The following is a 25,681-nucleotide window of genomic DNA, read 5'->3' on the forward strand; positions in this document are numbered from 1 at the left end:
CGTCCCGCCGTCTCGCCAGCGTGTCAGCACCACCTCAGCAGCGCCGGTGAAGGGGGTTCTAAGGTTTACCGATCCCAGCCGCAAGCAGAAAAACCCAGAAACTTGCAAAAAACCGCAAAATCAAACTTTTATAAATAAAACCAGATAATTAGCTCGCATCGAAATGATGCCAATCACGTATTTCCGCACAGGCTTCACCCCGAATCTTGGCATTTACACAGAGTTACCCACAGACTCAGCGGCGAGTCAGGCGGAATCGGCCTCATGTGGCCGAGTCAGCAGACCCAAAAACGGAATACGAAGCAGCAACAGGCCAACAATCAGGGACAAATAGACCAGCGGTTCAATCTGAAAGCCCTTGGCCAGCATGACATAGTGCAGCCCTCCCAGGATCGCCGCTGGGAAGACAAGACGTTGCAGGCTGCGCCAACGAGGCCCCAGCTTGCGCACAGACAGATTGTTGGACGTCACCGCCAGCGGCAGCATCAGGACAAACGCGGCCATGCCGACCGTTATGTAAGGGCGTTTGACGATATCCGCCCAAATCTGGCCGGGCACCTGCACATCGAGTACCAGCCACACCAGCAGATGCAGACCGGCATAGGTAAATGTCAGCACGCCAAGCGCTCGGCGGAACTTTAGCAGGTTCAACCCGAGGAACCGCCGCAGCGGAGAAATCGCCAGCACCACAATCAACAGCTGCAGCGCCAGTTCCCCGTAACGGTGTTCCAGCGCCTCGATCGGCTCTACGCCTAGGCCACCGGTCAGCGCCTGAAAGAACAGCCAGGGCGCGGGGGGGGCGCCCAGCGCGTAGACCGCCCAGATTGGAACCCGTCGAATGACTAGATTTAACCGATCCATGATTTTTCCTGATACCAATTCCAAATTAGCTCCAGTTCAAAGGGTTGCTTGCCAAATTTCTGCCTGACTTCTGGGGCATTATACCACTGACAACATTCAAAAATCGCCAATCCTGACCATACAAAAAATTGCGCGGAGTAACTTCAGTGTCCCACGATGAGTTAATGACAACCGTTTTGTTGAGCTTTGGCGTCGGTATAATCGTAAGCTGGGGGCTGGCCCGCTGGCGCAACAGCAAGGGGCGCACATCTGTTTTCGCCAATGACGAAAGCCTGGAAGAGGTTGGAATGTCCTTCATCTCTTCACTGTTCAACTCGTTTTCACCGAACCGGGTGGACGGGATAACTGAATTGCGCCCACCGTGGGGATTGCGTGTTCTGGCCCCCATACTTGCGTTGGCCCTGTTTCTGACAACCGATATGTCCCCGCTGTGGGACTCAGTCGGCGTCCATGACCCGTTGATCCGCAAAGGAGCTCTTATCGCTCTCTGTCTGTTTTTCGGATATTCCTGGTTCATGTTGCTCTTTGTCCAAAAGGTCGTCTACGACGGGTCATTCATCGAGTGCTACGGCGTTGATGCTAGCAAACAGGAACGTAATCTGTCTGATCTCGTCGACATCCGGGTTCACGAGAAACGTCCGGCGCTGGTTCTTTCGTTTGCTCAACAAAAGCCTCTCTATATCCCGAAATTCCTCTCTCACCGGGCAGAGTTCGTCTCCCGTATGGAAGCCATCGCACAGCAGAACCGCAGCAACGGGCTAGCGGCCCCGGCACCCACACTGGCAAACAGGTTCGGGTTTTAAGGCCCGAACCGCCGGGAGTTTCAATAATTCGCGGTCAGATCCATACCATCGTAAAGCCCGGCGACTTCCTGTTCATACCCGTTATACATCAGTGTCGGGATGCGCTTGGCGAAGAGACCTCCGCCAATCTGCCGTTCAGAGGCTTGCGACCAGCGCGGATGATCCACATCAGGGTTCACATTGCTGTAGAAACCGTACTCGCGGGGGTTGGACATGTTCCAGCTGGTGGGCGGCTCATCTTCTGTCAGAGTGATCCGCACAATCGACTTGATTGACTTGAAGCCGTATTTCCACGGCACAACCAGCCGCAGCGGCGCACCGTTTTGGTTCGGGATCGGGCGGTCATAGATACCGGTCGCCAAAATTGTCAGCGGATGCATCGCCTCATCCAAACGCAGGCCTTCGCGATAGGGCCATTCCAGAACCGGGTATTGGACACCCGGCATTTCGTCCGGTCGATAGGCCGTCTCAAATGCCACATATCTTGCCCCTTCCTGAACGCCTGCCATATTCAGAAGGTCGGCCAATTCGAACCCGTTCCACGGAATCACCATCGACCACGCTTCTACACAGCGGAACCGGTAGATACGCTCTTCGATCGTCATCTCGGACATGATGTCCTTGAAGTCATACTCGCCGGGCTTGTCGACCAATCCGTCGATCTTGACGCTCCAGGGTTCGGTCACCAGCGTATGGGCATATTTTGCCGGATCATCCTTCCGCGTCCCGAACTCATAGTAATTGTTATACGAGGTGATCTCTTCCCAAGTGTTCGGCTCCAGAGCTTCCTGCGCTTCAGAACGTTTTGCCAATCCCGCCAGCCCGACACCGACCAATCCGGCCATCACTTGCCGCCGGTTCAGAAACGCCGCCCTTGGGGTAACGTCGGCATGTGTCAGTGTATTGGTCCAGCGATGCGCCATTTGGGTCTCCGAAAAAAGTTCACCTCGGCAATGAGGTAATGTCTGATAGCACAGAGCCAAGGAAACAGGCGTCACGATTGAGCGAAGTGATTGTAACGAATTCGGCGAACTCTGTTCTGTACGCGTCTGCAGGGACAAATTGTGCGCTGCGCACAGTATCTATCTGGGGCCCATTTGTATCATGGGCAGCTCGCCAACCATGATCAATAGCCCAAATTTCAAGTAATTGCCCTCTGAAAAAAGGCTCGCTATGGTCCGCAAATGGTTTGGCCCAAGAACACACTTCCAAAATTGGAAAGCGACGCAGACGCCGGCATCGAAGTCACCGACGAATTTGAACGTTTCACCCAGCGGAATGATATATTCACCCGAGCATTCTGGGACGAACGGATCAGGACCAAGGCAACGGACAAGTTCTTTGCCTCATACCGGATGGAGGCAGCGCCGCGAAAAGGCGAAGGTTTTGCACTGCGAGATTTTGCACTGCGCAATGCTGCCTGGCTAATTTCGGATGTCGTTTCGAACCGCAGCGCAGAGAGTGGAAAACGAGAGGGGTTTCAGGCATCGATCCAGCCGGATACCCCAGTGGCCAAGGATGCGCTGGCTATCGACGATCCGGAAAGGATGTCGTCCGAGATCAAACGTATCGCAAAGTTTTTCGGCGCTGACCTCTGTGGGATCACTGACCTGGATGAACGATGGATCTATACGGCGCGTGTAGACACGCGGGACATGTCTGACGCACCGCACGATCTGCCGGAAGGGCTGAATTCTGTTATCGTGCTGGGTCATGAAATGGATCAGGAATTGGTTGCCACCTACCCGTCGGCACTGGCAGGCGCCGCCACAGGGCGGGAGTACAGCCATGAGGCGGCAATCGTCATGCAACTGGCAGCGTATATCCGCAATCTGGGCTACGAAGCCGTTGCGTCGATGAACGACACCGCTCTGGTCATTCCTTACGCAATAAAGGCGGGCTTGGGCGAATACGCCCGTAACCAGATGGTGATCACACCTGAATACGGGCCGCGCCTGCGGTTCTCAAAGATATTTACAAACCTGCCACTGACGCATGACACCCCCAAACCATCGGGCGTGCGCGCTTTCTGTGACATATGCACCAAATGCGCTGACGCGTGCCCCGTGAAAGCGTTGCCCTACGGTCCGCCGTCGACGGACACGGCCAATATCTCGGCGATCAAGGGGGTTCGCAAGTGGACCTCGGATGCCGAGAAGTGTTTTTCTTTCTGGGCTAAAACTGCGTCCGATTGCGCAATCTGCATGAGGGTTTGCCCGTTCAATCGGGACTATGGCGCGCTACGGAACCGGCTGTGGTTGAAACTGGCGCTCAGCCCAGCGCGGAAGCTTGCACTGCGGGTTGCCAAATCACATGGCAAAAGACAAAAGCCCGGGGAATGGTGGAAACAAACTCAGTGACCTGCTCCGCCAAAGCCGTCTGCTATACCTCTAGGCAGCATCGGCAGAAGAGACCCGCCAATCGGCGGATCTCTTCGTGAACACCTAAGCTATCAATGCACTACGGCATCATCCGGGCGTGGGCGCTCTGACGTTCCCAACCGGTCGCCAATGATCAGGCCATCCGTTCCAGCGGTCACCGGAACAGTCTCGCCATCCTTGATCTCACCGGCCAACAGCGCTTCGGCCAGCGGGTTCTGCAATGCGCGCTGGATCACGCGCTTGAGCGGGCGGGCACCAAAAACCGGGTCATAGCCTTCATTGGCCAACCATTCCTTGGCGCCATCGTCCAAAGCAAGCTCGATCTTACGGGCGGCCAGACGTTTCTGCAGACGTGCCATCTGAATATCGACGATGCCATCCATATCGGCCCGCTTGAGCCGATCAAAGATGATCGTCTCGTCCAGACGGTTCAGGAATTCGGGCCGGAAATGGGCCCGGACCGCGTCCATCACATCGCGCCGCGCCTGCGCGCTGTCAGCACCATCGGGCAACTGGCTGAGTGCTTGGCTCCCAAGATTCGACGTCAGGATGATCAGCGTTTGTTTGAAGTCCACAGTGCGGCCCTGACCATCGGTCAGCACGCCATCGTCCAGAACTTGCAACAGCACGTTGAACACATCCGGATGCGCCTTTTCGACCTCGTCAAACAGCACGACCTGATAGGGCCTGCGCCGCACAGCTTCGGTCAGCACACCACCTTCGTCATAACCGACATAGCCAGGAGGGGCACCGATCAGTCGAGCGACCGCGTGTTTCTCCATGAACTCGGACATATCGATGCGCACCATCGCGTTGTCGTCGTCGAACAGGAAATTCGCCACGGCCTTGGTCAGTTCGGTCTTACCCACGCCGGTCGGCCCGAGGAACAGGAACGAGCCCAGCGGGCGGTTTTCGTCATTCAGGCCCGCGCGCGCCCGGCGCACGGCGTTAGCCACGGCAGTTACCGCCGCATCCTGACCGATCACGCGGGAATGCAGATCGTCTTCCATCCGCAGCAGTTTCTCGCGCTCGCCTTCCAGCATTTTCGAGGTCGGGATACCGGTCCAGCGTTCGACCACCGAAGCGATCTGTTCCGGACGCACCGTTTCCTCGGCCATCATGGCGTTGCTTTCGGCGTTTTCAGCCTCGGTCAGCTTTTTCTCAAGTTCAGGGATGACACCATAAGACAGCTCACCGGCCTTGGCGAGGTTGCCTTCGCGCTTGGCGATCTCCAGATCAGCACGCGCTTTGTCGAGCTGTTCTTTCAGATCACGCGCACCCGCGAGCTTATCCCGTTCGGCCTGCCACTGGGCGGTCATCTCGGCGGATTGCTCCTGCAAATCGGCCAGATCCTTTTGCAAGGTTTCCAGACGATCTTTCGATGCCGCATCGTCTTCCAGCTTCAGCGCCTCTTCCTCAATCTGCATCTGGAGGATCTGGCGGTCTAGCTGGTCCAGTTCTTCGGGCTTGGAATCCACCTCCATCCGCAACCGCGACGCCGCCTCATCGACAAGGTCGATGGCTTTGTCGGGCAGGAAGCGGTCGGTGATATAGCGATGCGAGAGTGTCGCCGCCGAGACCAGCGCCGAATCCGAGATGCGCACACCGTGGTGCAATTCGTACTTTTCCTTGATACCGCGCAGGATACTGATCGTATCCTCGACCGTCGGCTCCGTGACCATCACTGGCTGGAACCGGCGCGCAAGGGCCGCATCTTTTTCAACGTATTTACGGTACTCGTCCAGCGTTGTCGCACCGATACAATGCAACTCACCTCGGGCAAGCGCAGGCTTGATCAGGTTGGCGGCATCCATCGCGCCGTCGGACTTACCAGCGCCCACCAGCGTGTGCATCTCGTCGATGAACAGGATGATCTCACCGGCGGCCTCGGTCACTTCGGTCAAAACGGCCTTGAGACGTTCTTCAAACTCACCGCGATATTTCGCACCGGCAATCAGCGCACCCATGTCGAGCGCAAGCAGCTTCTTGTCTTTCAGCGATTCCGGTACGTCACCGTTGACGATGCGCAGGGCCATGCCCTCGGCAATCGCAGTTTTACCGACGCCGGGTTCCCCGATCAGAACCGGGTTGTTCTTGGTCCGGCGTGACAGAACCTGCATCGAGCGGCGGATTTCCTCGTCCCGCCCGATGATCGGGTCGATCTTGCCCTCGGCCGCAGCCTCGGTCAGGTCGCGCGCGTATTTCTTCAGCGCGTCATAGCCTTCTTCCGCCGACGCGGTGTCCGCGGTGCGGCCCTTGCGGATGTCGTTGATCGCCTCATTCAGTTTCTGTGCAGATACGGCACCGGCCTCCAAAGCGTCCTTGGCTTTGGACTTCACCATGCACAGCGCCATCAGAACGCGTTCAACCGGCACAAAGCTGTCGCCCGCCTTGGTGGCGATCTTTTCGGCCTCGTCCAGAACCTTGGCAGTCTGACCATCCATGTAAATCTGGCTCGCGTCGCCGCTGACCTTCGGAATCTTTCCCATCGCGGCATCCAGCGCCTCGACCACGCGGTTCGGAGCGCCGCCCGCGCGGGTGATCAGGTTGCTGGCCAGCCCCTGATCATCATCCATCAATGCTTTCAAAATATGCTCGGGTGCCAGCCTCTGGTGCCCCTCACGCAGCGCAATCGTCTGCGCAGCTTGCACGAATCCCCGTGCCCGCTCGGTGAACTTGTTCAAGTCCATAATTTTCTCCTTCGTCTTAAGCGCCCTGAATGTGATGCACCCGCTTGGCGGCACGCGTCGGTCTGAGCCTCACATTCAATCTGGGAAATATCTTCGCTGCTTCAAGAGGCTAAGGCTCGGAATCCACGATTATCTGCGGGGGACCGAGTAGACGCCGTAACCTCCCGTCTCGGCAACCTTGCGCGCGCCATACATATCCACCAAAGACTGCGCCGCATCGCCACCGGTCGGGCAGGAAACCAGGTCAGCTGCGTCATCCAGAAAATCAATGGTGAACGCTGTTTCTCCGGTCAATTGACACTCATCATCGGTTGCTCGATAGCCGCCCACAAACCTCAGGTCATCATTGGGAGCGGTGACGGCATCTGCCGCCGTCTCCGAGTGTGTTTCCTGACATGCGGCCAATGCAAGACAAAGTACAAAGAGCTTTTTCATTATCCGTCCCTTTCGAAGAATGCCGCGACTTTAGCACAGGAAACGCGCATTGCATGGACAGACGCGCCGCAACCCGTTAGGACGCAGACGTTTGCCAAAAAGGAGCGCCCCAATGTCTGACGACCGCCTGATTGTTGCCCTAGATGTCCCGAATGCCCTTCAAGGTCTGGCCATGGCCGAACGGTTGGGTGATTCCGTGTCGTTTTACAAGATTGGGCTTGGCATGTTGACGGGCGGCGGTCTGGCGTTGGCCAATGAGCTGAAACAGGATCACGGCAAGCGCATCTTCTTGGACATGAAGCTGTTCGACATTGGCAACACGGTGGAAAACGCAGTGCGAGGGCTGGCGCAGTTCGATTTGGATTTCCTGACGGTCCATGGTGATCCGCACGTCGTACGGGCAGCTAAAGAAGGCGCTTCAGGTAAGGATTTGAAGATTTTGGCCGTAACAATCCTGACCTCGCTGAACCGCGACGATCTGGATGCAAGCTTGCTGAAGGAAGGCGACGTGCAGGACCTGGTCGTCGAACGCGCGGCCAAAGCGCTAGAGGCCGGGGCAGATGGGGTTATCGCCAGCCCGCAAGAGGCCGCCCTGATCCGCGCCCTGCCCCAAGCCGAAGGCCGGTTGATCGTCACCCCTGGCGTGCGTCCGGCGGGAGCAGCTCTGGGAGATCAGAAACGCGTCGCCACCCCGGCCAGCGCTATTGGAGACGGGGCGGATCACATCGTCATAGGCCGCCCGATCTACCAAGCCCAAGACCCCAAAGCAGCGGCTGAGGCGGTTCTTGCCGAGTTAAATTCTTTGACCCTTCAGTGATCAAACTGACGGAATCACCGAGATTTTCGGTCAGATGTGACGGACAAGCAGTTGACCTAGCGTCAATTTTCACAGAATCCGCGCCAAATCGTCCCTGTGCCCGAAAACACACATTATTTAGGCGAGTTTTAATCGAAGGGCCTAAGCCCTATCGAAAACGACGGATTCGCGCGATTCTTTGGGTGAAACACTCCCCAACGGGCCACTTCTTCCTGAGGTCCGTTACCTCCCCCCGCCGAATTGCGGGGGGTCTTCTTTTCAGACATCCTCAAAAACCGGTGGGCCTTTGATCACTTGCAAAGGGTGCTATAAGGAACCTCCTGTACAAACGCAGAACGCGTGAGGACGCAGATGCCCGGTCTTTGCCGAGATTGCCTGACCCGTCTGACCGACGAACGACGCTGCCCGTCCTGTGGCAGCCCCCGTGTGAAATTGCATCCGGAACTCTTTGACCTGACCATTGCTCATATGGATTGCGACGCGTTCTACGCCTCGGTTGAAAAGCGTGATAATCCTGATCTGGCAGACAAGCCCGTCATTATCGGGGGTGGCAAACGCGGCGTTGTATCGACGGCCTGTTATGTGGCGCGCATTCGCGGTGTACGATCCGCCATGCCGATGTTCCAAGCTCTGAAACGATGCCCGGAAGCAGTGGTAATCAAGCCACGTATGTCGGTTTATGCCGAGGTTTCGCGGGAAATCCGCGCGATGATGGATGAACTGACCCCCGACGTGGAACCCTTGTCGCTGGACGAGGCGTTCATGGACCTGTCGGGCACTCAGCGCCTTCACGGCGCACCGCCTGCGCTTATGTTGGCACGGCTGGTTAAGCGGATGAAAGACGAGCTGGGCCTGACGGGCTCTATTGGTCTGAGCCATAACAAGTTTCTGGCCAAAGTCGCCTCAGACCTCGACAAACCACGCGGATTCTCGGTTATAGGCAAGGCAGAAACGGCAGAATTCCTGTACGACAAGCCGGTGCGCCTGATCTGGGGCATCGGGCCTGCGGCGCAAGAATCGCTGGACCGCGCAGGCATTCGCGCTTTTTCGGACCTTCTGCGTTGGGAGCAGGAGGCGCTGACAGCACGATTCGGCGCGATGGGCTATCGGCTTTGGCATCTGGCACGGGGCCAGGACAAGCGGCGCGTATCTGCACACGAACCGATGAAGTCGATCAGCAACGAGACAACGTTTTTCGAAGACACCGCCAATCTGGACATTCTGGATGGACATCTGTGGCGCATGTCCGAAAAGGTCGCAGACCGGGCCAAGGCAAAGGGCCTGGCCGGACGAGTCGTAACGCTCAAGCTGAAGCGGGCTAACCATAAGACCATTACGCGGCGTGTTTCTCTGCGGGATGCCACCCAGATTGCCGATCGGATTTACCGCACCGCGCGCGGATTGTTCGACCAAGTGGGCGATCAGGGACCATATCGTCTGCTGGGTTGCGGTTTGTCCGATCTGTGTTCCGAGGAACAAGCCGATATTTCGGGCGACTTGCTGGACCCTGGCGCGGCGCAACGGTCCAAAGCTGAACAGGCCACAGACGAAATCCGGCGCAAATTCGGGACGGATGCTATCGTCAAAGGTCGCGCATTACGGTGAACTTATTCGGCAGCCAGCGGCAGTTGCTCCCGCCCGATGCAGGCTATGTCTGAGATGACCCGACGCAGAGTTTCCTGAAATTCCCGGAAATTCGCGCTCGGCTCTATCGTGTCTTCATTCATGTAAAGCGCCCGATCTATCTCGATCTGGACCGCATGCTGATACCGCGCGGGCCGCCCGTAGGTCTGCGTTACGTAAGCACCGGCAAATGGAGTGTTGCGGGCAACTTTCAGCCCAGCTGATGTAAATGCCGCTTCGATCTGGTCGACGATCACGCCTGAGGCCGATGCCCCGAAGCGGTCGCCAAGAACAATGTCGGGCCGCTTGGGCTGCGTGCTACTTGCCAGCGACACTGCCTCATGCGGCATCGAATGACAGTCAATCAGAATCGCCTGCCCAAACATTGCGTGCGATTCGGCTAAAAGTGACTTCAAACGCACGTGATAGGGCCGCCAATAGGTATCGATGCGCAGGCGGGCCTCGTCCATTGTCAGCTTTCCGCGGTAAATCGAACGTCCGTTCGCCACAACTCGCGGAATAACCCCCAATCCAGAGGCAACACGCGGATTGTGGCCTTGTCGCTTCGCACCTTGTATCAGTGCCGGATCCAGCTCGTCTGCGCTGCGATTGAGGTCCAGATACGCGCGCGGCATCGCCGCTGCCAGCATCGGCGCGCCAAAGTCCGGAGCCGCGGAAAACAACTGATCTACAAACGCATCCTCTGACGAACGAATCATGCTGCGGTTCAGCACCGAGCGCTGTAATAGAGAATCTGGATACTGCCGACCGCTGTGAGGAGAAGAAAACACCACGCAAGAACTGCGGTTTGCGGGCATTTCCAATGCGTAGGCTGCGTTCGACATGGTCTCTCCTTGCTCAAGACCAACATAGACCGGAAAATAGTTCTTCCAAACCCCTTGATCCCCCAAACGACTCCTTTTATAGACCCCGCTACCGGCGCGGGGTTCCGCGCCCCATTTCGTTATGGGGCAGGACAACGCAAAGGTTCGTGGGCGGTTAGCTCAGCGGTAGAGCACTTCGTTGACATCGAAGGGGTCACAAGTTCGATCCTTGTACCGCCCACCATCGTTTCACTGTTTCGGGTCTGACCCGGGACACCCGCTAACCCAGGCGCTGGCCACGTCCTTGATGAAGGCGCCGCAGATTGGAGACAGACCAATGAAGGTCAAGAACTCGCTCCGCTCGCTCAAGAACCGGCACCGTGATTGCCGGGTTGTGCGTCGCAAAGGCCGCGTCTATGTGATCAACAAGACGCAGCGTAAGTTCAAAGCTCGCCAGGGCTGAGAGCGGCACGTGCCGATTTGAAAGAACCGCGCCTTTGGGCGCGGTTTTTTTTCGTCTGGAGATATGCGATATTCGCTTAGCGGACAAATCTGCCTTTGGCTTGCTAAGATAGACTAGCGACCGCGCCGACAAATTCGGTCCACCGCTCGCGATCCACAAACCCATAGTGTCCTGCGCCCGGCCACTCATGCGCTGTGCAGTTGGGAAGCTCTGAGCATAGGTGTCGTGGCATTTCCGGTGAGATAATGTCGTCCGCAGTACCATAAAAAATTTCCACGGGTTGCGCGATATCACTCGGCGAGAAGCCCCAGTCCCAAAGAGCCATCGTCATTTCGAAAACGCCTTCCTCTTGTTGCAGGTAACCAAGGCGAAAGTTCTCTTCGAACAACGCTTGTTGCTCAGGATTGCGGAGTATTGTTTTGGCCTCATTGGGCATTTGGTCAGCTACTGACTCCACATATGAAGGGATGTCTTTCAATGCACTTTTGGCACCGACACGCTCTGCCCAGCGGATCAGTAAGGTCAGATGGCGCAGTTTCGCGATAGTCTTCAGGTCCTTCATTACTAGCATTTTGGTAACGCCGGGCTCATCGAATGGAGCCACAGGAGAAGCGAGCACTACCTTGCGCACACGTTCGGGCATGTGAAATGCCACCGCTAAAGCGTGGGGTCCGCCTCCGGAATGGCCCGCTACATTGAAGGTATCAAGGCCAAGATGGTCAGCCAAATCCTCCATATCAGCGCCCCAATCGACCATTCTCCGATCCTTCTTCGGACTCGACCCTCCGACACCGGGTTCGTCGGCTGCAATCCATCGCACACCAAGCGAAGCAGTTAGATTGTCGTCGGGTTGACGAAGTATGTGAGAGTCGGAAAACCCATGGCTAAAAATCACTGGTGTTCCATTTGGGTCACCGTATGTGCTGAATGCGAGCGTTCTACCGTCCCTTAGAGTTATATGTTTGGTCAAGTTTTTCTCCTAAAGCGAAATAACATCGAGTCGTGAGTTCATCAGGCTGCTGGAATAAATTTATTTCAAAGATACGAGCCGCACTCGTTATTTCTGTACCATAACTTTTGATCCGCACAATGAAACGCGGATATCAGTTTGGGTTCAGACCTGACATTGCGTGGTGGAGCGGTTAGCGTGATGCGCACATTAACCAAGAAACAAGACAAGAGGGCTCCATGCGTTCCTTCGTTGCCATTTCACTCAGCGACGAGGCAAAAGCGGCTCTTGCACCATTCCAGCGCGCGTTGCCGGCCGGCCGGCCGGTATCGCCTGAAAACCTGCATCTGACACTGGTTTTTCTGGATGATCAGCCCACAGAGGCATTGGAAGCTTTACATGAAGAGCTTCTGACGCTTACAGGCTCGCCCTTCAGCGTCACATTTTCAGGGATCGAGTGTATTGGGCGCGTGCTGGCAGTCGGGATACCTGAGTGCGCCTCGCTTATTGCCCTACATCGAAAAGTCCAGACCGCAACGCGGCGAGCCGGGATTGTACTGCCTCGTCGGCGTTTTCGCCCGCACGTAACCATCGCTCGTTTAAAGCCGGAGCAACACGGTGCGATTCAGCCTGTTCTGAGCACCGGCATGACAGTTGCATTGCCGGACATGTTGGTCACCGGCTTCACCCTTTACCAATCCACCCTACGTCCCGAAGGCGCCCGGCACGACGCATTGGCGCATTATGCACTTGGGTGAACGGTCACCAAAGCAACCTAACCCGGCCTTCCCTTTTGATTGAACAAAACGTCTGCACATCGACTTGTTCTGTTAAGGGCCCTTGGAAGTCGCCAGTGCCAAGTTCAGGGGAAAGCGGGAATATTCAAATCACTCCCGGGTCGCAGCAGCGACCATTTGGCCGACTAAATTTGTCGGATTTCCTTGCATCCACCTGAGAATCGTTTAATTGACCAAATCAGTCGGGTTCCAACCCGTGCGAATTCTTAGTTTGGGAAACATCATGCTGAAATCCTCCTCCTGCATTGCCGCCGCCCTGACGGCCCTGATCGCGACTTCTGCCGCCGCCGAAGGCGAGCTGAACCTGTATTCCTCGCGCCACTACGACACGGATGAGCGTCTCTACTCCGATTTTGAAGAGGCCACCGGCATCACGATCAACCGTATCGAAGGCAAGGCCGATGAGCTGATTGCCCGCATGGAAGCCGAAGGCGCGAACTCGCCCGCCGACATTCTGCTGACCGTCGACACCTCTCGTCTGGCGCGCGCCAAGAATGCAGGCATCCTGCAATCTGCGGAAAGCGCCGTTCTGGAAGAACGCATCCCCGCCAACCTGCAAGATGTAGACAACCAGTGGTTCGGCTTTTCGCAACGCGCCCGCATCATCTTTTTCGACAAAGCTGAAGTAGCGAACCCGCCCGCGACCTACCTGGACCTGGCCAAGCCGGAATATAAAGGTCTGGTTTGCATTCGTTCGTCCAGCAACACCTACAACCAGACCCTGCTGGCCTCGATCATCACCAACCACGGCGCTGAGGCTGCCAAAACATGGGCCGAAGGTGTTGTGTCCAACATGGCGCGCGAACCGCAAGGCGGTGACACAGATCAGCTGCGCGGCATCGTGTCGGGCGAGTGCGAGATTGCCGTATCGAATTCCTACTACTTTGCGCGCGCTCTGCGCAAAGACGTCAAAGGCCTGAGTGCCGAGATCGACATGATCGGCGTGCAATTTCCGGCCCAGGACGCCGAAGGTGCACATATGAACCTGTCGGGCGCAGGTGTCGCGGCTAACGCGCCCAACCGCGAAAATGCCGTCAAGTTCCTGGAATATCTGGCCAGCGATCAGGCGCAGGTTTACTTTTCGAACGGCAATGACGAATTCCCCGCGGTTGAAGGTGTCGCCCTCGCCGAGAACGTCGCTTCTCTGGGCGAGTTCAAGGCAGATGACGTGAACCTGTCCGAGGTCGCCAAGAACATCCCTGAAGCGCAGAAAATCTTTAACGAAGTGGGTTGGAAGTAATTCCACCATATATTCGGGCAGTCGAAGGGCGCAGAATTTTCTGCGCCCTTTTCTTGTTGCGATTCGTTAAAAATTAATCAATGCTCTCTTATATGAACACTATTCCCAAATTTGAACGATGCTAGATGACCTTTCGAACCGCCTCGCCAGCCGCCTGAACGAACTACGTCAGGGACGCGGCTGGTCGCTGGATCAACTGGCTGATCACAGTGGTATCAGCCGAGCGACCCTGTCGCGGATGGAGAAAGGTGATGTCAGCCCGACCGCTGAAACTCTGGGTCGACTCTGCGCTGCCTACGGGTTGCCCATGTCCCGTCTGCTAATGATGGTTGAAGACAGCTTTGACCCAAAGGTCCCGTTTGAACGCCAGCCGGAATGGAGCGACCCCGAGACCGGGTTCACTCGCCGGTCAGTCTCTCCCCCGGCTGCCGGTCTGAGTGGAGAGGTAATGGAAGGTCACCTGCCGCCCGAAACCGTTATCTCCTATGACACGCCGCCAAAACCCGGGCAGGAACATCATCTGATCGTACTGGACGGCGCGCTGACCCTGACAGTCGACGGGGTCGACCACTCGCTAAGTGGCGGCGACTGCCTTCGATATCATTTGTCCGGGCCCACACGATTTGAAACCGGGCGTATGCGCGGCGCGCGGTATCTTCTGGTGTTGATATGATCACGCGATTGACCGATGCCTGTTTTGACAACGCAGTGGATGACCTGACCGGTATCCTGCATTGCTGTGTTCACGCCGGAGCCAGTATCGGCTTCATTCTGCCCTATTCGCCCGAAGACGCGCGCGTCTATTGGCAGGACCGGGTTCGGCCTGACCTGCGCGCAGGAAAGTTAGACCTGTTCGTTGTAAATGATGAGGAGCGTATTCAGGGTACCGTGCAATTGGTCCCGGCTGCGATGCCAAACCAACCCCATCGCGCCGATGTGGCCAAACTGTTGGTTCACCCCGAAGCCCGACGGCGGGGTTTGGGCCGTGCCCTGATGGGCGTTCTTGAGGCGCGCGCATTAGAGCTGGGAAAAACATTGCTGGTACTGGATACGCGCAGTTCTGATCCATCCCGCACGCTGTACCAGTCGCTTGGATTTCAGATTGCCGGAGAAATCCCGAACTACTGCCGCAACCCGTTCGAGGACAGGCTGGAACCCACCACCTACATGTTCAAAGACCTCAGCTAGTTTGCCATTTTTCGAACGTTGGCGGCAAAGCAATAGCCGATGCCGTGTATGGTCTTGATAAACGTGGGTGCAGCGGGATCGGGCTCGATCTTTTTGCGTAGACGCAAAACATGCACGTCAATTGTTCGGTCTCCAACGATGGTTTCGCGACCGCGCGCCTTATCCAGCAACTGATCGCGGGAAAAGACCATATGCGGGCTGGTCACGAACGCGTGCAGAACGTTGAATTCCGTCGTGGTCAGAGGAGTTGCCTCAATGCCACCCTTGGTCGTCAGAGTGCGTTCGTTGACGTTCAGAACCCAATCACCGAAAGCGATCAGTGGCATGTCAGCGCCCTGCAAGGGTTTGTCATCAGGTCGCGCACGGCGCAGGACCGTGCGGATGCGTGCCAGAACCTCGCGCGCTTCGAATGGTTTGGTGATGTAGTCGTCCGCGCCGAACTCAAGTCCGACGACCCGGTCAAATATCTCGTCCCGGCCCGACAACACGATAATCGGAATGCTCGAATTGACCCGCAACTCGCGCGTGATGTCAAAGCCATTACGCCCGGGCAGGCCGATATCCAACAGGATCAGGTCCACTTCCCCCTGCGCCAGAACAGCATCCATCGCGTTTCCGTCTGCTGCGCACGTCACCCGACACCCCTGCTTTTCGAGGTATCTTTGCAAAAACGACGTAATCTGCGGATCATCGTCGACCACAAGGATGTGTTCTTTAACCATCTAGGTTTCCAAGCGCTCAGGTTTGCCCGGCGTGGAACATTTGTAACCGCCGGTCCCTGGCTCATGCAAGGTACGGACCACACCAAGTATAGAGTCAGTGCGGCCCATCAAAATCTCAAAAGGCTCAGTGACTGACCCACACACATAGTTTCAGTATCAGCCGGAATGACGGCCAGACCATCCGCCTCGGCCAGCAGAGCCACGCGCCCGCTATAGGATGCAGCCATCAAGCGCAGCTGAGGAGTGCCATCTGGTGACGAACCCACGATACGGACCGGTCGATATTCCTGACGCCCGGCGTTCCGTTGGAGGGGTTCGGCCAGGACGGCCTGTTCCGGCATTTGGGCCACTCGGTGCAAACCAGCGCGACGGGCCATCATTTGCGATCCAATTATTTGCCACGTCACATAAGCCGACACCGGATTGCCTGGCAGCCCAACATAAAGTGCCTCACCACGGCGCCCGAACATAATTGGCTTGCCGGGTTTCATCGCCACTTTCATCACATCCGTCTCGCCGCCGATTTCGCTGAACAGCCGTGGCATGTGATCCTCATCCCCAACCGAAACACCACCAGTGGTGATGATCAGATCGGACGTATCGCAGGCGTCGCGCAATACCTGCTCCAGCAACGCAGGGTCGTCGTCGACAGGACCTTTGTCGGTCAGCTCTATCCACGGTTTGTCCAGCAGGGCCAAAAGCATAAACCGGTTCGAATTGTAGATCTGCCCGGGCCCCAATGCTTCGCCGGGCTGGCGCAACTCGCTACCGGTCGAAAAGATCGTGACCCGCAGCTTGCGATAGACGGAGACCTGACCGTAACCGGCAGCGGCCAACGCGGCAATCTCTCGTGGACCGATCTCACAACCCTGGCGAAGTATCGGAGCACCGGCCTTCAGGTCTTCGCCCGCCCTGCGAATGTGCTGACCGGTCTTGGGGCGGCGGTTGAACCGGATTCCGGCGTCGGTAACCTCGCAATCCTCCTGCATCAGGACCGCATCGAAATCGGCAGGAACTGGTGCGCCGGTAAAGATACGCAGCGCAGAACCTTCGGGTGCTGCATGCGCACCGCTGTCGCCTGCGGCCACGCGCCCGCCGATTTTCAGGTCGTAAAGTGGCCCTTCCCCCAAATCGGACAGCCGAACGGCATAACCATCCATGGCCGAGTTGTCGAAGGCCGGCATGTCCACTTTGCTGACGCAATCCTCGGCCAGAACGCGGCCTATCGACTGTCCCAATGGCAGGGTCTCGGAATCAGAAATTGGCTGGGACACAGCCAGTCCCCGCTTCAGCGCTTCTGAAACCGAAAGATACAGATTGGTTTGGCGATCACAGCCGCAGCCATCAGCCATGTTGTGCCTCCAGTTGCTCGAACAACTCTTCAAACTCATTGCGCTCGGCCTCACTCAGCTTGGGCAAGTAGGCTCGCGCCTCTTCCAGATTAGAGCTGGGGTCACCGACAATCAGCAGCATGACCATACCATGGCGGCCGTGAACGCGGCACCGGATGCCATATACACCCTCTTTTTCGAATGTCAGTTCCATCTCAGGCTTGCCGCGGATCTCGAAGGCGCGCGCGCCAACCGGGATCATGCGCAGGATCGACGTCACGGTATGTCGCCCGGTCGAGCCTTTGAAACGGACGGTCGAATCCGCCGGGACATGTAAAATCTTCGGCTCGAACCGGAATGCATGCGCCGGAGTATCTGCGTTCAAGTCGATGATCTGATGCACAACGGCGACCTCTGGCACATCTTCAGCCCATGCCGCAGGCGCCAATGCCATCGATCCTGCAAGCGTCATGGCCACAACGGCTCTGCGCGAAAACTCCATCTGTACCTCCGGGTTCAGACCGCCCGATGGGGTCTCCCCAACAGATCGGCCAAAGCGCTGATCATCACCGGCCATTGCGCGCGACAGTCTTGGTCACGCAGTTCGGCCAACAATTCGCGGCCAATGGACACCACTGCGGGCGTGCTGTCATTGACATAGGTCACGATTCGCTGCTCGGGATTGGCCAGCAGGAAATGCACGATGGCCGCTCCGGCCTGATCGGGTGCAACCTGTGAAAGCAGGCGCATCGCCGCCTGCCGTACTGGGGCCGAGACGTCATCCAACAGGCTGCGCGCCGCGTCCGCAGTACCGTCCCATTCGGTCAGGATATGCATGGCATCAATGCGGAAGGGTGTGTCGCCGGTTTTCAGCATTGCGCGCAGCTTACCCCGCAGCGTGTCCTGAGGCGGCAGATCGGATTGCTGTAGCAATTTGAGCGCCTGCAGTGACAGGCCCGAGTCAGTGTGCGAGAGGCCCTGAGTGATCAGGTCGACCAGTTGATCTTCACTCAGCTCTGCGCCATGACGCGCGACTGAACCGCCCAGCGCCGACAAGGCCTGCTGTGCGATCTCGGTCTCGGGGTCCTTTGCGATCTGGGCGAGCATAACCTGCATGCCCTTCACCTCTCCCAACAGTCGGATCGCGGACATGCGGGTTTCCCGATCCAGCGCTTCGGCATCATCATCCAGCGCGACACGGCGGCGCTTGGGGTGCCGGGTTGCCTTGGCCAGCAGCGCCTGCTCGCGCGGGGTAAGGGGCTGCGTCTCGTCCTCTTCCGCCTCCTGCGTCATTTCCACGGCTATGGCGTCATGGCCAAGAATCGCGCCGAGGCTGGAAGTCGGGCCATTTTCGCCTCCTTCCGACACATCAAGACCTGCCTCTTCCAACGCGGCTATATCGTTTTGCGGAACCTCTGCTTCGACTTCTTCCTCAGCAGCAACCGGCATCGGCGCCAGCGCAAAGGACAACAGCAACTCGCGACCCTGTTGCTGGTTCACGTGCGGGCGTGTTTCGTCGGTCACGATCATGGCCAGCGACGCCACCGCTTTCAGCCGAACCGACCGGAAGGGCGAGCGGCAGGCGCGTTGCAACCACTCTGCCGCTTCGCGCAGCGGCGAGGTCGCCAGTGCATCGACGACAGCCCATTGCAGGCGCTCGGCCTTTAGGTCGTCGCCATCAACCGAGAACAGCGCGTTCAGGCGATCTGCGATTTGCTGTGGCGCTAAGGCAGACAGCAAGCCCAGAGCCTGCGCCGAGACTTCTGGCTGTTGTCCGGTAGCCAGGAAATTCAGCACCTGCCATCGCAGGTCCTGCTGATCGGCGATCGGCGTATCCCGCTCCAACCGGTCGATCAGGGCCAACTGCACCTTGGCGCCGGGGTCGCGCATCATGCGGTCCAGCAGTTCGGGTTCCGAGAAACCCGAGAGCTTCAGTGCCGCGATGCGGATCTCTTCGACTGCATCGGTCAGAGCCTGCTCGATCAGGGCAGGATCACCGGGCATCAGCGCTTCATATGCCAGCATACGGATGGCACCGTCTTTGTCGGTCAGGGCTTTGCGCAGAATGGATTCAGCTTCAGCTCCGCCAATCGCAGCCAGCGTTCGCATGGCACGATGGCGCAGTCGGCGGTTCGAGGATTGGGCAAACACACCCAGCGTCGGTACCGAGGGTTGGCCGATCTGGCCCAATGCCTCACACGCTACATCGCCCAGTTCCTGCCCATCCTCGTCCATCAAGGCCAGAACTATGGGTTCAATCGCGGCCTCGTCACCCATGGTGCCCAGCGCCTTGATCGCTGCAATTTGAGCGTCAAGCCAATCGTCCCATTCATCCTGATGCAGCTCGTCCTCGTCCCAAGTAATCTCTTCCCCACGTCCAGTGACAAGAGTACGCAGGTAGGGCGCGGCGTCTTCGGCCTTCAACTCGGCCAGTGCGGTCACACAAGCCAGTTTCACCTCTCCACACGGATCGTGAATCAGGTTCTCAAGCAATTGCGGTGCTGCTTCTTTCACGCCCAGCGCGCCCAGCGCTTGGGCTGCGTCCTGACGGACATCTTCATCGTCATCCAACAGCGCCTCGACCAGTGCAGGGCTGTGCTTGGCGCCAATCGCGGTCAACGCCTGAATGGCGCGCAATCGGATCACGTCATATTCGGATTTTGCGTATTCGGAAAACAGGCCGGTGGCCTCATCGCGCAGGGCGGTATCGGAGTGAATGTTCATATCTGATCTGCCATGTTCCAGTTGGGAAGGTTGGGTGAAAGTGGAAGGCAGGTTTCCCAACCGAAGCCTGCCTTCCATGTGAACCGGGGGGGCCGGTTCAAGGGTCCCTTCTGCAGTGGAACCCCGTCCCGGGGGCCGACATGGCGTCCGCCCCCCGGAATGCTGTCATCAGGCGATGTCGCGCGGCGCGAAGGACATCGTGCGGAACGAGGTCTTATAGGGGCTCGGCCCCAGTTTGCGGACCTTGGCAACACCCATCTTGTAGTTGTAGTTGCCGCTGATCCAGTCGACGATCCGGCCTTCAAGCGCGTTCGCAGGTTGCTGCATGTGCAGGAAGTCCATGTAGACAACGCTTTTCTTGATGGCGGGCGTGACCATTGCCACGGCGGTAATCGCTGCCTTGGTCAGCTCGATATGCCCGTTCTCCATCAGTTTCGAGAACTGGAAGTCGTCGCCTTCGACACCCAGCAGCGTGTGTTTGTTGCCCGGAACACGCTCTGAGTAGACCATCACATAGTCGCCGCTTTCGATACCACGCTCGGCTGCATCGTCGGGGTGAATCTCAACCCAGTTTTCAGGCCAGCGCTGCACGATATAGGGGCGGCGACGGTCGTCGAACCCCGACTGCCAGCGCTCGTTGATCCGGCCGGATGTGGCCCAAAGCTCACCTTCTTCCTTGTTGGGTTTCAGCCATTCCCAATAATCCGAGAACAGGCCCCAGGGCGATTTCTGGATGTTGCACTTACCGGTCTGGCTGTTGAAATGCGTCAGCTTCTTGTTGAACACATCCTTACCCGCCGCGCCGGTATCGGGCAGCTTACGGGTTGTGTCATGCAGACGCTTTGTTTCAATCAGCGTGACGCCATCGGTATCCAGCATGACCGGGCATTGCACACCATCGGTGCCGAATTCACGGACCTTGGCATGCAGGGTCTTGCCCTCGGCTTTGGCCAGACGGTGTACCGCATGGAAGTCCTTGCGCGACCCGCGGGTAAAGCGCACGGCCTCTTCTGCCACCTCGTTCGAGTTCTGCCAGTCGAACCCGTCAAAGCCCATCCGCGTGGCAAGCTGCGCAATGATCCACCAGTCGGGCTTCGCCGCGCCCGGTGCGTCATAGAACTTCTGATACAGACGCAGGCGGCGTTCGCCGTTTGCGCGCAGGAAATCCTCTTCACCCCAGGTCGCTGCGGGGAACACGATGTCGGCGTAGCGGTTGCCGATCGGGTCCTGCAGATAGATGTCCTGGTTGATCACCACCATGCCGCCGCTGTCGGCGCGGGCCTTCAGCGTGTCGATCATCTCTTGCTTGTCGAAAGAGGCGATCTGGTTCGGATTGCGGACGGTCAGTTCCTCGAACTTGTCGGCCAGCTGTTGCGAACCGCACATGGACTGAATCCACGTGGTGCCGATCACATGGGCCATACGGGTGTGACCTGCGATCAGATACCGGTCGGTATCCATGGCACGGCGACGGCGACCGGGCAGTTTCTCGGGCGATTTGTTGCGCGGGTATTTCCCGCCCTTCACGCCACCCCTCTGGTGACCACCGGCCCGACCAATGACCTGACCCGGACGACCGCCACAGCCACAGATGATGCCCAGCGCGGAAATCGCCTGCGTGTTGCCGGTGTTGTTAGACCAGTAGAACCCTTTTTCGATCATGACCGAAGTTTTCGGGCGCGATCCGTCTGCCTTGGGTTTGGCAAGCCATTCAGCGGCAGTATAGATCTTCTGCACGTCGATCTCAGCCATCGCCGCGGCGGTTTCAGGCGCGAATTCGTCCTGTGACAACAGCCACTCTTTCCAGTCCTCGAAGCCTTTGGTCTGGAACTTGCCCCAGGTTGTGCGCCACTGCCATGGCGTATTCCTTGTGCCCTGACCAAAGCCCGACGAGCTTTCCCATTTATTGTTGACCCAATTCTTGATCCAATCGCTGTCTTCCCAGCCGTTCTCCACGATGACACGGGCAATGGCGTTGACGACCAGAAGGTCGGTACCGGGCAGAACGTCGATATGCAGACCGCCCATCTTCTCGGCATGGGCCACACCGGCAGACCGGCGTGGGATCAGGTAGATTTCCTTCTGACCGTTCTGCATGCCCTTCATCATCCACTGAGTATAGAGGATGGTCTTGGTCTCATACGGGTCGGTGCCGCAGACAAGAAGGGTTTCCGCATCACGCCAGTCCTCATACGACGGGCCGAAATTGTCGAAACCCGCATCCCGGAAACCGGGGGTCGAGGTCACGTCGGACGGCGTGTCGTGGAAGGTGAAGTTCGCGGTGTTGATATGGCGCAGCGCGTATTTCGAGATCGCATAGGTGTTCTCGATATACTGATAGCTGAAGGTTTTCACGCCATAGGCATTGGTGCCGTGCTTGGCGATGACGTGGTTGCCCACCTCAGCCGCCACATCCAGCGCCAGATCCCACGGAACCGGCATCAAGGTACCATAAATCCGCATCAGCGGCGTCTTCAGACGGTCGCGTGTGGGGGTCTGCGGATTATAGCATTTCTGCGCGATACACCCACCTCGCAAGGAGCTGTCACCATCAGTATTGACGGTCTGATTGTCCTTGTCGGGGATGATCACCACGTGGTGCGGCTGGCCCTTGTGCAGCACGATATTGTGCTGGTTCGGTGCCACCCATGCACCCAGAGGCGCAACGGGGAAATCCTCACCAAATGCGTTTTCATCCGCGCCGGGACCGCCCGATTTGGCCGTCACGGGCCAGCGGTAGACTTTGTAACCACACGCCACGATGCAGTAATCGCAAGCAGTCGAGATGACCTCGGCGCCCTTGGGCGGCAGCGGAACGTTGGTTTCGGGTACGTAATACGGCGTTGCCATTGTCAGTCTCCCCTCCCCTTATGCAATGAGATTGTCGAAACGGCCGTAGATCAGGCCGAACATGCCGACGGCGTAGATATCGTCACCATCGAGTTCCAGAAGGACCTGCGGCAGCGACTGATACGCCTGACCGGACACAAGAATTCCGTGCCGTGTCACGTCGTAGGTCGACAGGTGCAGCGGGCATGGGCCCAACACCTTATGCTCAGGCTTGTAGCTGTCAAACATCGAACCGCCCTGGTGCGTACACGTCAGGTTGAACGCCACCACGTCCTTTTGCGGACCGATGCCGCCGCCGCTTTCCACGCCGGTCTTGACCAGGATCGAGTCCGAATAGTCGCCCTCGTCCGGGTAGTAGAATTCGACCGGCACATCCTGTTCCAGCTCGGACAGTTTGCCGATCAGCTTGCGCGGATAGGTGGAAACAAGGGCGGGAACCTGTTCGGCCTGACCGTGGCGGGTGGGCATCGCCACCATCACGGCAAAGGTCGTGGCACCCGAGGCGAACAGGAATTGGCGGCGGTTCACGGTGCAGGCCTTCTTGGCCTCACCCGAACAGCTGCATCCGGTTGCGTTATGATCCGTCATGACGCTTACTCCTCTGCTGCAACCGCCGGAAGCGGCTGGTAATCCGGCAGGTCGGGTTCCTCGATCAGGATTTCCTCGCCGGACAGGGATTTCAGGAAGGCCACCAGATCCGCCTTTTCCTGATCGTTCAGGCCAAGGGGTTGGATCAGCTGGGTCTTGTTGGCTGCGAACTCGTTCTCGCCGCCGCCCTGGTTGTAGAATTCGACCACATCCTCAAGCGTCTCCAACATGCCGTTGTGCATGTATGGTTCGGTATAGAGGGTGTAGCGCAGGCTTGGCGTACGGAACTTGCCCTTGTCGGTCTTTTCCTTGGTGCGGAAATAGAAGCCAGGGTCGTCCTTAGTGTGGCGATACATCTCTTCGGTCGAGCCTTTGGAATAAAGCTCATACCGGAAGGTGACTTGCGCCAGACCGTCATCCTGCCAACCATCATAGGCGGGCACGCCGGTGTTGTAGTATTTTTCATCCGACAGCAACGCGCCGTTATGGCATTCGGAACATTGCGCCTTGCCGGTGAACAACTCCAGTCCGCGTTTCTGTTCCTCGGACAGCGCCGCATCATCCCCACGCAGGTAGTTATCAAAGGGCGTGTCGGTCTGTACGATAGTGCGTTCAAATGCAGCGATTGCGCGCCACGCGTTACTGATGCGCGGCCACTGATCGCCAAACACGTCGTTGAAACGCTCGACATATTCGGGAACGAAGGCCAGACGGGCCTCCATCATGTCGGCTTCACCGTTACCGGCAACCGCACCGCCCGCGGCGGATTTGGCCTGACTCTCGAGGCTCTTGGAGGAGCCCGCCCAGAACAGCTTGCCGTAGTAAGCCGAGTTCACGATGGTCTGGCTATTGCGCCAGTGGGTCGTGCCGGGGTAGCCGAACGAGATCGGAGCCTCGACATCCCAACCCACGTCGGGGCTGTGACAGGCCGAACACGGTGTCGACGGGTTGCCGCCCAGACGCGCATCGAAGAACAGCATCTTGCCGAGTTCGACTTTTGCGTCGGTCTGCTTGTTGTCCAGCGGGATTGGAGGCTCGCCCAGCGCCACCAGTGGCGCATCCGGGTCGGGATCAGCCCCGCCGATGCCAGCCTCAATCTCCATGCTGTCCGCGGCGATTGCCTGTGAACCGAGAGCGGCAAACAGGGCAGCGGTGGCGATTGTGCCTTTGAGATAAGACGAAAGGTCTTTCATGGGTCCACTCCTCAGTTTGTCGCGTCTTGCCAATTTTCGATCGGCGCATAGTCCGTATCGATTTCCTCGGCGACGAAGTCGGGGCCGGTCAGCGGATCACCTGACAACGCCTTGAGGAAGGCCACCAGCTGTGCTTGCTCGGTCTCGGAAAGGTTCAGCGGCTTGATACGTGGATCCTTGTTTTCATCGTCACCGCCACCGGCGTTGTAGAAGGCCACAACATCCTCGAGCGTCGCCAGCGTACCGTTGTGCATATACGGCGCGGTATAGGTCAGCTCACGCAGTGTGGGGGTCATGAAGGTGCCGAACGTGTCGGCGGTATGGGTGCGGATGTAAGCGCCCGGATCGGCACGCAGGTTCATGTAGTTCGCGACGCCGAGGAACTTCATCATCGTCACAAAGGTGATGTGACGTTCCGGTTCGGCCCAAATATCGGGGTTGTCGCCCACGCCGATATTGTGCGGCAGATCATCGGTGAACCTCTCGCCCGAGTGGCACGAATTACAGCCGCTGACCTTGAACAGTTCGTAACCGGCCATTGCCTCTTCGGACATCTCACCTGTGTCAAACGGCGCCCCGCGCGAGATCAGCGTTTTCAGATATTCCGGTATCGCGTTGCGCACGCCGCCATTCGAGGGCTCACCAAATCCGGCGGCTTCGAACATTTCGACGTAGACCGGGTCCTGCTTGATGCGCTCCTGCATCAGGCGCATGTCCATGTTCATGGAATAGGTCTCGGTGATGCTTTCGCGGGTCACGTCGTTGAGGTTGGTGCCGATGCGCCCGTCATGGAACCACGCCGCGCGCTTGGCGCTATTGATCAGCGTCGGCACGTTGCGGAAATGCAAGTTGCCCGCATAGGCGTCCGACAGGGCCTGCCCGTCGGTAAAGCCGTTTTCAGGTTGGTGGCAGCTGGCACAGGCCAGTTCAGTATCGCCCGACAGGCGTGGATCAAAAAACAATCGCTTGCCAAGGGCCGCCTTGGCTGGGTCGAACTCTATGGCTTCAACCGGGCCCGGCTCATCCGCCTGGGCCTGGTGAACCGGCAATACAACGCTGATCGTCAGCAGCGAAACTGTCGATAGCGCCGAGAACCATGTTCTGGCTTTGGTCATCATCTAAAAGCCCCTTTTATCGCTAGCCCGGTCTCTCCGGTTGGCCGGGGACCGGCAGGATTAACCATAAGGGGGAGTTGTTTCGTG

General features: G+C 57.9%; 23 protein-coding genes and 1 tRNA gene. 10 read left to right on the top strand and 14 right to left on the bottom strand.

Annotated features, from left to right (window positions below; all coding sequences use genetic code 11):
- Positions 1–246 precede the first annotated feature (246 nt).
- Positions 247–861 carry a protein-methionine-sulfoxide reductase heme-binding subunit MsrQ gene (gene msrQ / locus AC2TDA_RS21760; protein WP_480881020.1) on the bottom strand — a complete coding sequence of 205 codons (615 nt, stop codon included), beginning with the start codon at positions 859–861 and terminating at the stop codon, positions 247–249.
- Between the two features lie 164 nt (positions 862–1,025).
- On the opposite strand from msrQ, the gene AC2TDA_RS21765 reads away from it, so the two are divergent.
- On the top strand, positions 1,026–1,664 hold the full coding sequence (locus AC2TDA_RS21765; protein WP_480881022.1) for a hypothetical protein: 639 nt from the start codon (positions 1,026–1,028) through the stop codon (positions 1,662–1,664).
- Positions 1,665–1,684: 20 nt separating this feature from the next.
- Here the strand turns inward: AC2TDA_RS21765 and msrP are convergent, their stop codons facing one another.
- Entirely contained in the window at positions 1,685–2,587 is a 903-nt protein-coding gene (gene msrP, locus AC2TDA_RS21770) for a protein-methionine-sulfoxide reductase catalytic subunit MsrP (protein WP_480881025.1), read from the bottom strand.
- 261 nt (positions 2,588–2,848) lie between these two features.
- Between msrP and AC2TDA_RS21775 the strand changes: the two genes are divergently transcribed.
- Positions 2,849–4,024 carry a reductive dehalogenase gene (locus AC2TDA_RS21775; RefSeq protein WP_480881027.1) on the top strand — a complete coding sequence of 392 codons (1,176 nt, stop codon included), beginning with the start codon at positions 2,849–2,851 and terminating at the stop codon, positions 4,022–4,024.
- A gap of 92 nt (positions 4,025–4,116) precedes the next feature.
- Here the strand turns inward: AC2TDA_RS21775 and clpB are convergent, their stop codons facing one another.
- The gene (gene clpB, locus AC2TDA_RS21780; protein WP_480881030.1) at positions 4,117–6,735 is read right to left on the bottom strand and encodes an ATP-dependent chaperone ClpB; all 2,619 of its coding nucleotides are present in this window, start codon (positions 6,733–6,735) and stop codon (positions 4,117–4,119) included.
- A 129-nt stretch (positions 6,736–6,864) separates the two neighbouring features.
- Positions 6,865–7,170 carry a hypothetical protein gene (locus AC2TDA_RS21785; RefSeq protein ID WP_480850691.1) on the bottom strand — a complete coding sequence of 102 codons (306 nt, stop codon included), beginning with the start codon at positions 7,168–7,170 and terminating at the stop codon, positions 6,865–6,867.
- Between the two features lie 112 nt (positions 7,171–7,282).
- Here AC2TDA_RS21785 and pyrF point away from each other — a divergent pair, with 112 nt between their 5' ends.
- Both pyrF and AC2TDA_RS21795 read left to right on the top strand, forming a co-directional pair.
- Positions 7,283–7,987: an orotidine-5'-phosphate decarboxylase gene (gene pyrF / locus AC2TDA_RS21790; protein ID WP_480850693.1), complete on the top strand. Its 705-nt coding sequence runs from the start codon at positions 7,283–7,285 to the stop codon at positions 7,985–7,987.
- Between the two features lie 351 nt (positions 7,988–8,338).
- The gene (locus AC2TDA_RS21795; RefSeq protein WP_480881033.1) at positions 8,339–9,592 is read left to right on the top strand and encodes a DNA polymerase IV; all 1,254 of its coding nucleotides are present in this window, start codon (positions 8,339–8,341) and stop codon (positions 9,590–9,592) included.
- A 2-nt stretch (positions 9,593–9,594) separates the two neighbouring features.
- Here AC2TDA_RS21795 and AC2TDA_RS21800 read toward each other — a convergent pair whose 3' ends face one another.
- Positions 9,595–10,455, bottom strand: coding sequence for an N-formylglutamate amidohydrolase (locus AC2TDA_RS21800; protein ID WP_480881036.1), 861 nt, complete (start codon positions 10,453–10,455; stop codon positions 9,595–9,597).
- A gap of 148 nt (positions 10,456–10,603) precedes the next feature.
- Here AC2TDA_RS21800 and AC2TDA_RS21805 point away from each other — a divergent pair.
- A tRNA-Val gene (locus AC2TDA_RS21805) sits at positions 10,604–10,678 on the top strand.
- Positions 10,679–10,771: 93 nt separating this feature from the next.
- The gene (ykgO, locus tag AC2TDA_RS21810) at positions 10,772–10,897 is read left to right on the top strand and encodes a type B 50S ribosomal protein L36 (protein ID WP_005648635.1); all 126 of its coding nucleotides are present in this window, start codon (positions 10,772–10,774) and stop codon (positions 10,895–10,897) included.
- Positions 10,898–11,000: 103 nt separating this feature from the next.
- On the opposite strand, the gene AC2TDA_RS21815 is transcribed toward ykgO, so the two are convergent.
- Complete coding sequence (locus AC2TDA_RS21815) at positions 11,001–11,792, bottom strand: alpha/beta fold hydrolase (protein ID WP_480881116.1); 792 nt, start codon at positions 11,790–11,792, stop codon at positions 11,001–11,003.
- 293 nt (positions 11,793–12,085) lie between these two features.
- On the opposite strand from AC2TDA_RS21815, the gene thpR reads away from it, so the two are divergent.
- The 4 genes from thpR to AC2TDA_RS21835 all read left to right on the top strand — a co-directional run bounded on the left by thpR (position 12,086) and on the right by AC2TDA_RS21835 (position 15,071).
- Positions 12,086–12,604 (top strand): RNA 2',3'-cyclic phosphodiesterase, encoded by a 519-nt coding sequence (thpR, locus tag AC2TDA_RS21820; RefSeq protein WP_480881040.1) that lies wholly within the window; start codon positions 12,086–12,088, stop codon positions 12,602–12,604.
- A gap of 262 nt (positions 12,605–12,866) precedes the next feature.
- Positions 12,867–13,883: a Fe(3+) ABC transporter substrate-binding protein gene (locus AC2TDA_RS21825; protein WP_480850701.1), complete on the top strand. Its 1,017-nt coding sequence runs from the start codon at positions 12,867–12,869 to the stop codon at positions 13,881–13,883.
- Between the two features lie 118 nt (positions 13,884–14,001).
- Complete coding sequence (locus AC2TDA_RS21830) at positions 14,002–14,556, top strand: helix-turn-helix domain-containing protein (protein WP_480850702.1); 555 nt, start codon at positions 14,002–14,004, stop codon at positions 14,554–14,556.
- Positions 14,553–15,071, top strand: a complete 519-nt coding sequence (locus AC2TDA_RS21835) for an N-acetyltransferase family protein (RefSeq protein WP_480850704.1) — start codon at positions 14,553–14,555, stop codon at positions 15,069–15,071. The genes AC2TDA_RS21830 and AC2TDA_RS21835 overlap by 4 nt, the downstream gene beginning before the upstream one ends.
- On the opposite strand, the gene AC2TDA_RS21840 is transcribed toward AC2TDA_RS21835, so the two are convergent.
- The 8 genes from AC2TDA_RS21840 to AC2TDA_RS21875 all read right to left on the bottom strand — a co-directional run bounded on the left by AC2TDA_RS21840 (position 15,068) and on the right by AC2TDA_RS21875 (position 25,597).
- Complete coding sequence (locus tag AC2TDA_RS21840) at positions 15,068–15,793, bottom strand: response regulator (RefSeq protein WP_480850705.1); 726 nt, start codon at positions 15,791–15,793, stop codon at positions 15,068–15,070. The genes AC2TDA_RS21835 and AC2TDA_RS21840 overlap by 4 nt on opposite strands.
- Positions 15,794–15,900: 107 nt before the next feature.
- On the bottom strand, positions 15,901–17,145 hold the full coding sequence (locus tag AC2TDA_RS21845; RefSeq protein ID WP_480881042.1) for a molybdopterin molybdotransferase MoeA: 1,245 nt from the start codon (positions 17,143–17,145) through the stop codon (positions 15,901–15,903).
- Positions 17,138–17,626 (bottom strand): cupredoxin domain-containing protein, encoded by a 489-nt coding sequence (locus AC2TDA_RS21850; protein ID WP_480881044.1) that lies wholly within the window; start codon positions 17,624–17,626, stop codon positions 17,138–17,140. The genes AC2TDA_RS21845 and AC2TDA_RS21850 overlap by 8 nt, the downstream gene beginning before the upstream one ends.
- Positions 17,627–17,640: 14 nt before the next feature.
- A complete protein-coding gene (locus AC2TDA_RS21855; protein ID WP_480881046.1) occupies positions 17,641–19,848 on the bottom strand; it encodes a HEAT repeat domain-containing protein in 2,208 nt (735 codons plus the stop codon).
- Positions 19,849–20,016: 168 nt separating this feature from the next.
- Entirely contained in the window at positions 20,017–22,698 is a 2,682-nt protein-coding gene (locus AC2TDA_RS21860; RefSeq protein ID WP_480881049.1) for an arsenate reductase (azurin) large subunit, read from the bottom strand.
- An 18-nt stretch (positions 22,699–22,716) separates the two neighbouring features.
- The gene (locus tag AC2TDA_RS21865) at positions 22,717–23,286 is read right to left on the bottom strand and encodes an arsenate reductase (azurin) small subunit (RefSeq protein ID WP_480881052.1); all 570 of its coding nucleotides are present in this window, start codon (positions 23,284–23,286) and stop codon (positions 22,717–22,719) included.
- 5 nt (positions 23,287–23,291) lie between these two features.
- A complete protein-coding gene (locus AC2TDA_RS21870) occupies positions 23,292–24,479 on the bottom strand; it encodes a cytochrome-c peroxidase (protein WP_480881055.1) in 1,188 nt (395 codons plus the stop codon).
- Between the two features lie 11 nt (positions 24,480–24,490).
- Positions 24,491–25,597 (bottom strand): cytochrome-c peroxidase, encoded by a 1,107-nt coding sequence (locus AC2TDA_RS21875; RefSeq protein WP_480881057.1) that lies wholly within the window; start codon positions 25,595–25,597, stop codon positions 24,491–24,493.
- Positions 25,598–25,681: the final 84 nt, after the last annotated feature.

The organism is Ruegeria sp. HKCCD6426, assembly GCF_057221115.1.